Origin of the sequence: Methylosinus sp. LW4 (genome assembly GCF_000379125.1) — a bacterium.
Taxonomy (GTDB): Bacteria; Pseudomonadota; Alphaproteobacteria; order Rhizobiales; family Beijerinckiaceae; genus Methylosinus.
Window position 1 is genome coordinate 413,465 of record NZ_KB900626.1, and the last position, 11,711, is coordinate 425,175.

An 11,711-nucleotide genomic window follows, 5' to 3' on the forward strand; every position below is an offset into this window, starting at 1 on the left:
TGACAATGAGAGCGAAGCCATTCCTCCGCATCCTTCCGCGCCGCGCCGCTGTGGCGCTGGCGGCCGCGCTCGGCCTTTCGGCCTGCGCCAAGACGACGTTGGAGATAGAGCCGGCGCCGGTCGATCCGGCGCTCTTCGTCGGCGTCGATTGCGCGCAGCTCGTGGCGCGGCGCGCGCGCATCTCGCAGGCGCTGATCTTCGCCGGCTCGGCGCAGGATCAGCTCGCCGCGGACGATCGCACGCGCACGCTCGGCGTTCCGACGCCGATGGGCACGCCCTTCGACGACGATCGCGAGCCGCAGATCGCGCGGCTCAAAGGCGAGCTGCACGCGGTCAATGCGCAGATGGACGCGCAGCGCTGCGGACCCGACTTCCGATGACGCGAGAGGCGAAGCGGCGACGCGGCTGCAACGACCGGTTGTCCAGCGGATTGATTCTGGCGGAGCCATGCTATAGGGCTCGAATTGAGCGGCTGTCGCAAGTCAGCGTTTGGAGGTCGCCGTGACGCGTGTCGATCCGCCGTCCTCGCCGGGCGGCGACGCAGAGGCGCCCTCTCAGGGCGGGCTCGGCCCTATATCCATCGCCGAATGCCGCGAGCTCTCGCCGCAGCTGCGTCGCGATTTGGAGACGCTCGATTATGAGCTGCGCGGCGCCGCCAATCGCCTGCTGGCCGAGGTGGACGACGCCAAGGGTGACGGGGCGACCTTCCTGCGGGCGGCGACGACCGTGCTGCTGTCCGTCGCCGCAGGGCTGATGGAGACCGCTTCGGATCGCGCGCGCGAGCCTGTCGACGTCGGCGCGTTCAAGAACGCCGCCGAGGACGCAGCGCAATGGGCGAAGAGCCGCAAGCTGCGCGATCTGCTCGCCGACGACGATTGAGCGCGCGCGCCGCGCTCAGAAGAATTCCAGCTCGCCGGCGGGGTGATCCGTCCGTCCGTCGTCGTCGTGATCGCCGAGGCGCGCCGCCAGCTCCGCGAGCTTGACGCTGCGCGCCGCCGCGCCGCCGCAGACCTGCCATTCCGCCGGCGCGAGCTCCGCGAGGGCGCAGACGAAATCCGATAGTCCCGAGAGCGTCTGCTCGATCGAGTCGATCGCTTGCGCCGAGTGGATGAGCTCGTGCTTCTCTTCGATATTGCTCCATTCGACGCCGTCGACGAGGCAATGGAGGCGGTCCGTCTCCTTGGCCGCGTTGCGCAGCTCTGTGGCCAGCCGCGAGAGGACCTCGACCAGCGGTTGGGGTCGCTCATGCGCGCCGCAGGGCGAGGTCGTCTTCGGCTCTGTCATCAGAACAGCTCCAGTGAGCCCGCGGCCGGCAGCTTCGGCATGACGACCGGCGCCGGAGCGACGTTGGGCGTCGGGCCGGAGAGAAGGCTCTGCCGCGCGCGTCCCGAAACGGGCTCGTATTCGACGCGTCGCCCTCGGTCGCCGCCGAGATGCTCGGCGACGAGGCGGATGCCTTCGTTCCTCAGAAAGCGCTTCGCGAATTCGGCGTTGCGGGCGCCGATGTCCGAGAGGCCTTCCATCATGCGCGCGCCGCCGAACAGCTTTCCTTCGAGATGGTCGCGGCGCGCGCCCTTCTTCAGCAGGCCGTTGACGAGCAGCTCCATGAGATGCACGCCGTAACGCTCGGCCTCGCCATTGCGCGACGAGGTGAAGTCGCCGGGCAGGAGGAAGTGGTTCATTCCTCCGACGCCGGCGCCGGCGTCCCGGAGGCAAGCGGCGACACAGGAGCCGAGCACCGTCGCTAGGACGACGCTGGGATCGTCGACCACCCTATACTCGCCTTGGATGATGTGGACTCGTTTCATGGCTGCGTTCATTTGCGTCACGCGATTTTGCCGATGATCGCTTCGAGCGCTTTTTTGAGAGCCGGAACGGTGAAGGGCTTGGTGAGGAAGTTGTTGACGCCGAGCTTCACCGCATTCTCGAGCAACGCCTTGTCGGCGCGTCCCGTCAGCATGATGAAGGGGACTTTCTTGGTCGGATTGTAATTGCGGATCGCCTTCAGCAGGCCGAGCCCGTCGAGCTTGGGCATGTTGAAGTCGGAAATCACGAGATGCGCGGGAGTGGCCATCATGAATTGCAGGGCCTGCTCGCCGTCGCCGGCGAAAAAAATGTTGCGAACGCCGAGCTCCTCGAGACCGTCGCGAATGAGCATGCGGCTCGTGCTCGTGTCGTCCACGATCAAGACTCTCAACTGGTCGGCGATGGACATGGAATTCCCCCGTACTGTTACTGGTTCGTCGAAGTGAGGATATGGGCGGCGATGCGCTGCAGCGTGAGCTGCTTGCCGACGCCGCCGATCTCGAAGGCGGCTTTCGGCATGCCATAGACGAGCGAGCTCGCCTCGTCCTGGCCGATCGTCTCGGCGCCGAGCTGGCGCATGGCCAGCAGGCCTTGCGCGCCATCGCGGCCCATGCCGGTGAGGATCACGCCGAGCGCGTTGCGACCCGCGCTCTGCGCGACCGAATTGAACAGGACATCCACCGACGGACGATGCCCGTTCACCGCCTCCGCATTGGTGAGGCGGCAACGATAGCCGCCGGCGGCGCTCTTCACCACCTCGAGATGCGCGGCGCCGCCGGGCGCGAGATAGACGCGGCCGGGGAGGATCGGCGCGCCATCCGTGGCCTCGGCGACCTGCGGCTTGCACATGCGGTCGAGGCGCGCGGCGAAGCTCGCCGTGAACACCGGCGGCATGTGCTGGGTGACGATGGTCGGCGGACAATTCTCGGGAAAATGCGACAGTATGGTGAGCAGCGCCTCGACGCCTCCGGTGGAGGAGCCGATGGCGACGAGACGTCCGTCCGGCGCATAGCGCGATGCAGCGGTCGGCGCCTCGCGTCGCGACGCGGCGGGCTCGACGCGGACCGGCTCGCTGCGCAGCGGCTCGAGGCGGCCGATGGGAGAGGCGGCGATCGCCTTGATCTTCGCAGGCAGCTCGTCGAAAGAGCGCGGATCCTTGGACGACGGCTTGGCGACGCAGTCGAAGGCGCCGATCTCGAGCGCCTTGATCGTCGTCGAGGCGCCGCGCTCCGTCACGGTCGAGACCATGATGACGCGCGTCGGACGCAGTCGCATGATCTTCTCGAGAAATTCGAGGCCGTTCATATTCGGCATCTCGACATCGAGCGTCACCACATCGGGATCGAGCGTCTTGATGGCCTGCCGCGCCTCCAGCGGATCGGCGGCCTCGCCGACGACGGAGATCGCGGGATCACGACAGAGCGTCGCTGCGATGAGGCCGCGCATGGTTGCGGAATCGTCGACGATCAGCACACGAACAGACATCTTACGAAATTCCTCTGGAGCGAAGCCGATAAGTGGTGACGCCGTCATATTCGAAGGCGGATGTGGCCGCGCCGGACACGCGCTCGGAATGGCCGATGTAGAGACGCCCCTCTGGATTGAGGAGAGGAACGAAGCGGCTCCATATGTTCTCTTGCGTCTTCTCCTCGAAATAGATCACCACGTTGCGGCAGAAGATCGCGTCGAAGCGGCCGCTCATCGGCCAATGTCCGATGAGATTGAGCTCGCGGAAGGAGACGAGCGAGGCGAGCTCTTCCGTCACGCCCCATTCGTCGCGGCCGCCGCCGAGCGGCGTGAACCAGCGGCTGCGCAGATGCGACGGCACAGCTTCCATTATGTCGCGGCCATAGACGCCATTGGCGCCGGCGGCCACCATGTTCGGATCGATATCTGTGGCGAGAACCTTGACGTCGAGATCGGCCGCGTCCGGTATGACGGAGAGGATCGACATGGCGATCGAATAAGGCTCCTGGCCATTGGAGCAGGCCGCCGACCAGATGCGCAGTCGCGCGCCCTTGCGCACGGCGGCGGCGCGCTTGGCCAGCACATTCTCCTCGAGATGCTTGAAGTGATGCGGCTCGCGGAAGAAGCGCGTCACATTTGTGGTGAGCGCGGCCATCATCTTCTGCCGCTCGTCGACGCCTTCCTGGCTGACGATCAGCGCGCAATAGTCGCGAAAGTTCTCGAGGCCGAGGCTGCGCAGCCGCTTGGCCAGACGCGAGTAGACCAGCGTGGCTTTCGCGTCGGGAAGATAGATGCCGGCGTCCTCGTGCAGGATCGAGGCGATGCGCCGGAAATCCTCCTGAGTCAGCAGGAATTCCCCAGGGACGAGCGGAGCCGAGGCGAGTTGGCGGGTTTTCATGCGGCTGCTTGCGATTCTATCTGGAGTGGCGGCCCACGCGAGGCGTGGCGCGATGCTGGCGTCGAGGCGAACTATTCCGCCGCCACAGGCATTTCGGCGACGATCATATCGGCGCGCGGCCGCGCGACGATCGCATCGACGTCGAGAATGAGCGCGACGCGGCCGTCGCCGAGGATCGTCGCCGCCGCAATGCCATGCACATGGCCGTAATTGGTCTCGAGGCTCTTGATGACGACCTGGCGCTGACCCTGGATGGCGTCGACGAGCAGCGCGCATTTGGCGCCGCTCTCCGACTCGACGAGAAGCGCGACCTGCGACGTCGGCTCGATCGGCTCGTCGCGATAGAGCAGCACGGCGCCGACATCGATCAGCGGCGTGAAAGTGTTGCGCGTGGCGATGACACGCGAGCCAGTGCCGAGCTCGTGCACGCTCTCCTTCTTGGGCTGCAGCGTTTCGATGATCGCCGTCAACGGAATGACCAGAGTCTGTCCGCCGACTGTGACGACCATGCCGTCGAGCACGGCGAGGGTGAGCGGCAGGCTCATCGAGAATGTGGAGCCGCGGCCGGGAACGGAGGAGATGGAGATGCGGCCGCCGAGCGCTTGAATCGCGCGCTTGACCACATCCATGCCGACGCCGCGCCCGGAGATGTTGGAGACGGAGGAGGCGGTGGAGAAGCCGGGCAGGAAGATGAGATTGTCGATCTCATCGTCGGTGAGATTGGCCTCCGCCGGTATGAGTCCCTTGGACACCGCGATCTGACGCACGCGCGCGCGATTGATGCCGGCGCCGTCGTCGGCGACCTCTATGACGATGCGGCCCGAGCGATGCGTCGCCGAGAGTCGCAGCGATCCTTCCTCGGGCTTGCCGGCGGCGATCCGGTCTTCCGCTTTCTCAATGCCGTGATCGACGGCGTTGCGGATCATATGGGTGAGCGGATCGGTGAGGCGCTCGATGACAGTCTTGTCGACCTCTGTCGTCTCGCCGTCCATGACGAGGCGCACGGCCTTTCCGGTCATCGACGCGACCTCGCGCACCGTGCGCGACATGCGCTGGAACACCGGCTTCACCGGCTGCGCGCGAATGGCCATCACGCTGTCCTGAATGTCGCGCGTCAGCTGCTCGAGCTCGTCGAGGCCGATCACGACCGAGGAGGCGCGCGAGAGGCCGGCCTCGGAGACGCGCTGCGACAGCATCGCCTGATTAATGACCAGCTCGCCGACGAGATTGATGAGGCGATCGACGCGATCGAGATCGACGCGGATCGTCGCCTGCACCGAGCCGGAGCCGTCGCCCTTGGCCGCTTCCGCCTTCGCTGCGGCGGGATGATCGTCGCTCGGCGCGGCGAAGGGCGCCGGCGCAGGATCGATGGCGACGCTCGCCTGCTTGGGCTCCGCGACGGCGACGGGCTCCTCGGGCGCCTCATGCGGCTCGAGCGATTCCTGCAGAGCCTCGAGCAGCTTGCCGACATCCGCCGTCTCGACCGAAAGCTCGCAATCCCATTCAACGAATTCGAACACCTCGCGCACCTGCGCTTCGGAAGCGCTCGTCGTCAGACGAATCGTCCAGCTGAGATAGGCGCCTTCCGGGTCGAGCTCCGTCAGCAGCGGAATCTCCGATATGTCGCATTCGACGCTCATCTCGCCGAGGCTGCCGAGCTCGCGCAGCAGGCGCAGCGACTCGTTGGCCTTGGCGTAGAGGCCGGCGCTCGGCTTGAACCGAACGATGAAATCCTGCGTCGCCGGCGCTTCCGGCTCGCCGAGGTCGAAGATGGAATCGAGCGAGATGCAGACAGGCTGGAAATCGAGCGCCTCGACGCTGACCTTGCCATCATCGTCGCCATGTCGCGGAGCGCCGCCGAGCAGAGCGCTGAGCTCGTCCGCGATGACCTTCACCGCGCCGGCGTCGGCGCTGCCGCCTTCGCGCGCGGCGCGAACGAGATCGGCGAGCACGTCGGATGCGCGCAGCAGAGTCTTGGTGACGGCCGGCGTCGCGGCGAGCTTGGCGGACCTTATGAGATCGAGCGTGGTCTCGAAGACATGAACGAATTCCACGAGCTCGTCGAAGCCGAAGGCGCCCGCGCCGCCCTTGATCGAGTGAACGGCGCGAAACACGGCGTTGACGGTCTCGAGGTCGTCGTCTCCATCCTCCATTCGGAGCAGCCCGCTCTCCAGCTCGACGAGCTGCTCCTCACATTCTTGGAAGAATGTCTGCTTGATGGCGGCCATCGGATCCACGGGCGATCTCCCTTGCAACGCTACGCTCTACACAGCCACGCGGCGAATCGCGTCCACGAGCTTCACAGGATTGAACGGCTTGACGATCCAGCCGGTCGCGCCGGCCCGGCGCGCGCGGTCCTTCTTCTCGCCGTCGCTCTCGGTCGTCAGCACCAGAATCGGAACGCCGCGATGCTTCTCGTGCCGGCGCACGCCTTCGATGAAGCCGAACCCGTCCATCCGCGGCATGTTGATGTCGGTGACGATGACATCGGGCGTCTCCTTCTCGAGCACCTCCAGCCCATGCACTCCGTCTTCGGCCTGCACGACGCTGAAGCCCGCTTCGGACAGGGCGAGCATCAGCATCTCGCGCATGGTTCGAGAATCGTCGACGGTCAGAATAGTCTTGCTCATTTCGTGCTTTCCTGTTCGGAAATATCGGTGAAGGGAATGCCGAGCGTCTCCAGGGCGTCGAGGAGAGGCTCGGACGGATGGACGACATTCAGGGGCAATCCATCCGCCGTCCATGTCGCATGCGCGGACAGCAGGACTTGGATGCATTGCGCGCCGACCTTGGCGACGCTCGAGGCGTCGATCATCAGCGGATTGCCGCGCGCGTGCAGAAGCTCCGTGGCGAGCGGAGAGGTCGCGCGAATGTCGAGGATCTCGGGTAGGCTGACAGTGACCATCGGCTCGTCTCTATGTCGTTGCGAGGGAGGGCGAGGCTATGGCTCAAGCCGCGTCGAGAACCGGCTCCGGCAGAAGATTCTGAATGGTCAGCACGCTGATCATCTCGTCGCCCGCGGCGACGACGCCCTTCACGAATGTCCGTGCGATCTCGGAGGCGACCTCGGGAGTCGGCTGAATCGCGTCCTGCGTCAGCGTCAGAATATTCGACACGGCGTCGACCAGAAGGCCGACGACCTGTCCGGCCGATTGCACGACGATGACCGCATGACGCGCCGTCGGCTCGCTCTGCATCAGGCCGAGACGCGTGGCGAGATCGATGACCGGCAGCACGGCGCCGCGCAGATTGATGACGCCGCGCACGAAGCTCGGCGCATGCGGCAAGGGCGTCGCCGGCGTCCAGCCGCGAATCTCGCGCACCGCCATTATGTCGATGCAGAAAGTCTGGGCGCCGATGTGAAAGGCGATGAACTCCTTCGCCTCATTCGTCGCCACGCGGGAAAACGTCTCGGCCATGATCAGAACTCCTCCCAGCCTTCCTCGACCTGCGCAGGCTGCTCTTTCGGAAGCGCGCCGCCACGCGTCGTGACGCGCCGCGGCTGCGCCGGCGCTTTGTTCGTCGAAAGCGGCTTTTGCCGCTTGGGCGCAAAAGCCGCGGGGTCGCCACGCTCGCCGAGATCGAAGGCGGCGACGGAAGTGGCCAGCCGCTCTATGTCGCTCTTCAAGCCATGGCTCGCGGCGGTCGTCTCCTCGACCATTGCGGCGTTCTGCTGCGTGAACTGATCCATTTGGGCGACGGCCGTGTTGACCTCGGCGAGCCCTGTCGCTTGCTCGCGCGCGCCATTGGCGATCTCGACCACCACCTTATTGGCCTCGACCACCTGATCGACGATGCGATCGAGCGACTTGCCGGTCTGCGCCACCAGAGCCACGCCATCTTCGACCTGCGAGGAGGATGTCGAGATGAGGCTCTTTATTTCGCGCGCGGCATCCGCCGATCGTTGCGCGAGCGCACGCACCTCGGAGGCGACGACGGCGAAGCCGCGTCCCGCCTCGCCCGCGCGCGCCGCCTCGACGCCCGCGTTGAGCGCGAGAAGATTGGTCTGAAAGGCGATCTCGTCGATGACGCCGATGATCTGCCCGATTTGGCGCGAGGAGGTCTCGATGCGCCCCATGGCCTCGATCGCATTGCGCACGATCTCGCTGCTGCGCGTGGCGTCGGCCTGCGCCTCCGAGACGACGCCGGCCGCGCGCTGCGCGCCATCCGATGTCTTATGCACCGTCGCGGTGATCTGCTCGAGCGCCGCGGATGTCTGCTCGAGGCTCGCCGCTTGCTGCTCCGTGCGCTGCGCCAGCGCATCGGCCGCTCCGGCGATCTCGCCGGTCCGCGAGGTGAGGCCATCTATATGGCCGAGCATATCCGCGAAGGCGCCGCGCAGCTTGTCGAGCGCGACATTGTAGCAATGACGGATCTTCTCGTAATCGGACGAGAAAGGATCGTTCAGCCGGTGCTTGAGATTGCCGACCGCGAGACGCTCCAGCCCTTCCGTGAAGGATTTCATGAAGAATTCATGCGCCGCGACATAGCCGTGCGACTCGGCGTCCTGCGCTGCGCGGCGCTCGGCCGCTGCGCGCTGCTCCGCGCTCGCCGCGTCGGCGCGGCGACGAACGTCGCTCTGCAATGTGGCGCGAAGATTTTCCAGCGCGTCGAAGACGGCGCTCAGCTCGCCGCTCTTGCCGCTGCTTGCGACCGGAGTCTCGAGATCGCCATTGCGAATGCGATCGAGCGTGGCGACGAGGGCCGTCGCCGGACGGGATATGCGGCTCGAGATCACGCGATAAGCGGCGATCGCGCCGATGAGCGACACGCTCGCTCCAGCGGCTCCCCATAATGGATCGAAGGAGGCTCCGCCCTGCAGCAGGCGCGGACCGAGCGAAACTATGGGTCCGATCGCGATCCCGATGACGGGCGCAACAAGTGTCGCGTATATCTTCACCGCTCTGCCCCCGCTGCTGATGTAACGACGATCGGCTTCCGCCGTGACGGACGACCTCGTGATCGCTAGGCAGGCGAAAGGACGCGAGGTCCCGTCACGCGCGCATGGCTCTCGCGCGGAGAGCGGAGTCGCGTTGGTTCGACTGATCGTGCGGAAGGAGGCGCCCCCGACGGGGACATGCCGGATCGCCGGCATATCGAGGCAGCTTCATGCTTTTGACCGATGCTCGAACGGTCAACCCGATATGCTCAAAGCCTAGCGATGGGCAGTTAAATCTTCATTAGCGGGCAATAGAGGGCGTCCGCCGCAGGCGGGCGCCATGATTCGAGACAATGGACACGCCGCTGCGCCGAAAATTCGGCGCATCGCTCCACCGATGGATCAGGCCACGCGATGCGCGGGAATATAAGGCGTGACGCGCGGCGAAGCGCTCGCAATGTCGCTCTTGTGACGAGCGTCCAGCGCGGCGACCGAGGGCTTGTGCATCGCCGGCTCGCTCGCTTGACCATTGGAGCTGTCATAAATGCTCGACAGCTCGCCGATGAACCGTTCCATGGCTTTCAACGCCTGATACTCGGGAATCTGTGTGAGCTGTTCGATCATCTGCTCGCGAAGCTGCTTCAATTCATTGATCGGGTGCATTGTGGAGTCTCCCAGGAACGGCGGGTCGTTAAGAAATTAGTAATCAAATCTGGTGCGAGCCTTACGCCGTCCCTGCGCTACTCATTGAAGTGAATAGTACGGGCCGCTCATTCGCAGCAGCAATTTCTCATTGTGCGGCCAGCGGCCCTTCATCCGGCAGCCGGCGTCGACGCCATTTTGCCATATCACATTGGCCGAGAGCAGCGCGCCCAACTGATCGTCATAGAGAATGATGGAGCGGGGCAGCGGCACGCGCTGGGCGAGGCGCAGCCGAATGCCGCCGCCCGTTCGGTTTCGATAGAGAAATTCCGTCAAAAAGCGTTCATCGCCGTCGAGAATCTTGCCGGATTGCAAATGCACCGGACGCCGCGCCTCCCGGCGACGCTCGATGAAGGACGGCGGCTCTTCCACGACGACCGAATAAGTGACAACGCCCTCGCGCGGGAGCACGCGCGACGTGACCGAGCGAAGCCATGCGCCCGCGCCCATGTCCCGCGCTTTCATGCCATTCAAAAGCGGCTTGATCGCATCTCGTCTCGTCAACTCCAACGCCCCTCTGTCAGTCGCGCCGAACATCTCGAGACGTCGAGATCTCCGTCGGCGCATGAAAGATAGGAGCGCGATATTATTTCAAGGTTAACCGTTTTCACCGAAAGCTTCACTCGCGCGCAGCCGACAGCCTCACGCAAGCCTCGAGACTTCTAATCCCGGCGTCTCACGGATATGAAGGAATGACAGATGACGGCGAGCGCGCTTTTCAACACGTCGGTTATGGGCATGTCGGCGCAGACCACGGCGCTCAGCGCGGTCGCGGAGAACATCTCGAACTCGAATACAGTCGGCTATAAAGAGGCGACCACTCAATTCCAGACGATGCTGACGAGCTTTCAAGGCGGCAATGACGCCGACGGCGGCGTCAGCGCCAGCAATGTCATCGAAGTCACCAAATCCGGCACCACGCTCAGCACGACGTCGGCGACCGATCTCGCCATTCAGGGCGATGGGTTTTTTGTCGTCAGCGACAGCACCGGAAACAGCTACCTGACGCGCGCGGGCTCTTTCCTTCCCGACTCGCAAGGTCGGCTCGTCAATACCGCCGGCTATTATCTCATGGGCTACAGCTCATCGGCCGCCTCGGCGCCGACGGATCCCTCTGGACTCACCGCCGTCACCATTCCCTATGGCAAGGAGATCGGCACGGCTTCGACGACGGGCTCGTTGACCGCCAATCTTCCCTCCACCGCCTCGACGATCGCCGCCGCCGATCTGCCTTCCGCGAACGCATCGACGTCGACCTACACGGATAAGACCTCCGTCACCGCCTATGACAATCTCGGCAATGCGGTGGCGCTGGACGTCTACTTCTCGAAGACGTCCTCCAATACTTGGGAAATGTCGGTCTACAACGCCGCAGACGCGACGAGCGGCGGATTCCCCTATTCGTCCGGGCCGATCACCACTCAGTCGCTCACCTTCTCCTCCACCGATGGAAGCATCACCAGCGGCTCGAGCGCTTCGATCGACGTGCCGAATGGCTCCACGCTCGCGCTCGATCTCAGCGGGCTGACCCAGCTCGGATCTTCCTTCTCGGTCTCCAATCCGACGATCAACGGCAACGCCGCCTCGCAAGTCAGCAGCGTCAGCATCGCCAAGGATGGCACGCTCAGCTATGTGCTCGGCAACGGCAAGTCGGTGTCCGCCTATAAGATTCCGCTCGGCACCGTCGCGAGCCCGAGCAATCTGCAGGCGCTCTCCGGCAACACATTCGCCGTCACCAAGGAATCCGGCGCGGCCTATCTCGGCGACGCCAATTCGGGAAGCATGGGCTCGATCGCATCCGATCAGCTCGAGGGCTCCACTGTCGATCTCGCGACCCAATTGTCGAACATGATCGTCGCGCAGCGCTCCTTCACTGCGAACAGCCAGGTTTTCCAGGTCGCTTCGGAAGTGATGCAAGTGCTGAACAATCTGAAATAAGCGATATAAAAAGATAGGCGG

The 11,711-nt window shown here is 64.7% G+C and carries 15 protein-coding genes; 3 read left to right on the top strand and 12 right to left on the bottom strand.

Annotated elements, in window-relative coordinates; all coding sequences use genetic code 11:
• The first annotated feature begins 5 nt into the window (after positions 1–5).
• Both METLW4_RS0102030 and METLW4_RS0102035 read left to right on the top strand, forming a co-directional pair.
• A complete protein-coding gene (locus tag METLW4_RS0102030) occupies positions 6–380 on the top strand; it encodes a hypothetical protein (protein ID WP_245258394.1) in 375 nt (124 codons plus the stop codon).
• A gap of 121 nt (positions 381–501) precedes the next feature.
• Positions 502–879, top strand: a complete 378-nt coding sequence (locus METLW4_RS0102035) for a hypothetical protein (RefSeq protein WP_157234788.1) — start codon at positions 502–504, stop codon at positions 877–879.
• Positions 880–894: 15 nt separating this feature from the next.
• Here METLW4_RS0102035 and METLW4_RS0102040 read toward each other — a convergent pair whose 3' ends face one another.
• The 12 genes from METLW4_RS0102040 to METLW4_RS26200 all read right to left on the bottom strand — a co-directional run bounded on the left by METLW4_RS0102040 (position 895) and on the right by METLW4_RS26200 (position 10,256).
• The gene (locus METLW4_RS0102040) at positions 895–1,284 is read right to left on the bottom strand and encodes a hypothetical protein (RefSeq protein WP_018264540.1); all 390 of its coding nucleotides are present in this window, start codon (positions 1,282–1,284) and stop codon (positions 895–897) included.
• Entirely contained in the window at positions 1,284–1,808 is a 525-nt protein-coding gene (locus METLW4_RS0102045) for a chemotaxis protein CheD (RefSeq protein WP_245258395.1), read from the bottom strand. The genes METLW4_RS0102040 and METLW4_RS0102045 overlap by 1 nt, the downstream gene beginning before the upstream one ends.
• Before the next feature lie 17 nt (positions 1,809–1,825).
• The gene (locus METLW4_RS0102050; RefSeq protein WP_018264542.1) at positions 1,826–2,215 is read right to left on the bottom strand and encodes a response regulator; all 390 of its coding nucleotides are present in this window, start codon (positions 2,213–2,215) and stop codon (positions 1,826–1,828) included.
• A gap of 17 nt (positions 2,216–2,232) precedes the next feature.
• Positions 2,233–3,291 carry a protein-glutamate methylesterase/protein-glutamine glutaminase gene (locus tag METLW4_RS0102055; RefSeq protein ID WP_018264543.1) on the bottom strand — a complete coding sequence of 353 codons (1,059 nt, stop codon included), beginning with the start codon at positions 3,289–3,291 and terminating at the stop codon, positions 2,233–2,235.
• Between the two features lies 1 nt (position 3,292).
• Positions 3,293–4,171 (bottom strand): CheR family methyltransferase, encoded by an 879-nt coding sequence (locus METLW4_RS0102060; RefSeq protein ID WP_018264544.1) that lies wholly within the window; start codon positions 4,169–4,171, stop codon positions 3,293–3,295.
• Positions 4,172–4,242: 71 nt separating this feature from the next.
• Positions 4,243–6,399, bottom strand: a complete 2,157-nt coding sequence (locus tag METLW4_RS0102065) for a chemotaxis protein CheA (RefSeq protein ID WP_018264545.1) — start codon at positions 6,397–6,399, stop codon at positions 4,243–4,245.
• A gap of 36 nt (positions 6,400–6,435) precedes the next feature.
• Positions 6,436–6,801: a response regulator gene (locus METLW4_RS0102070; protein ID WP_018264546.1), complete on the bottom strand. Its 366-nt coding sequence runs from the start codon at positions 6,799–6,801 to the stop codon at positions 6,436–6,438.
• Positions 6,798–7,076 carry an STAS domain-containing protein gene (locus METLW4_RS0102075; protein WP_018264547.1) on the bottom strand — a complete coding sequence of 93 codons (279 nt, stop codon included), beginning with the start codon at positions 7,074–7,076 and terminating at the stop codon, positions 6,798–6,800. Before METLW4_RS0102075 ends, METLW4_RS0102070 begins: the two co-directional genes overlap by 4 nt.
• 43 nt (positions 7,077–7,119) lie before the next feature.
• The gene (locus METLW4_RS0102080) at positions 7,120–7,590 is read right to left on the bottom strand and encodes a chemotaxis protein CheW (protein ID WP_018264548.1); all 471 of its coding nucleotides are present in this window, start codon (positions 7,588–7,590) and stop codon (positions 7,120–7,122) included.
• A 2-nt stretch (positions 7,591–7,592) separates the two neighbouring features.
• Positions 7,593–9,071 (bottom strand): methyl-accepting chemotaxis protein, encoded by a 1,479-nt coding sequence (locus METLW4_RS0102085; RefSeq protein ID WP_245258396.1) that lies wholly within the window; start codon positions 9,069–9,071, stop codon positions 7,593–7,595.
• A gap of 381 nt (positions 9,072–9,452) precedes the next feature.
• The gene (locus METLW4_RS0102095; RefSeq protein ID WP_018264550.1) at positions 9,453–9,713 is read right to left on the bottom strand and encodes a hypothetical protein; all 261 of its coding nucleotides are present in this window, start codon (positions 9,711–9,713) and stop codon (positions 9,453–9,455) included.
• A gap of 81 nt (positions 9,714–9,794) precedes the next feature.
• Complete coding sequence (locus METLW4_RS26200; RefSeq protein WP_020493701.1) at positions 9,795–10,256, bottom strand: hypothetical protein; 462 nt, start codon at positions 10,254–10,256, stop codon at positions 9,795–9,797.
• Between the two features lie 195 nt (positions 10,257–10,451).
• Here METLW4_RS26200 and METLW4_RS0102105 point away from each other — a divergent pair, with 195 nt between their 5' ends.
• A complete protein-coding gene (locus METLW4_RS0102105; protein WP_026191180.1) occupies positions 10,452–11,690 on the top strand; it encodes a flagellar hook protein FlgE in 1,239 nt (412 codons plus the stop codon).
• Positions 11,691–11,711: the final 21 nt, after the last annotated feature.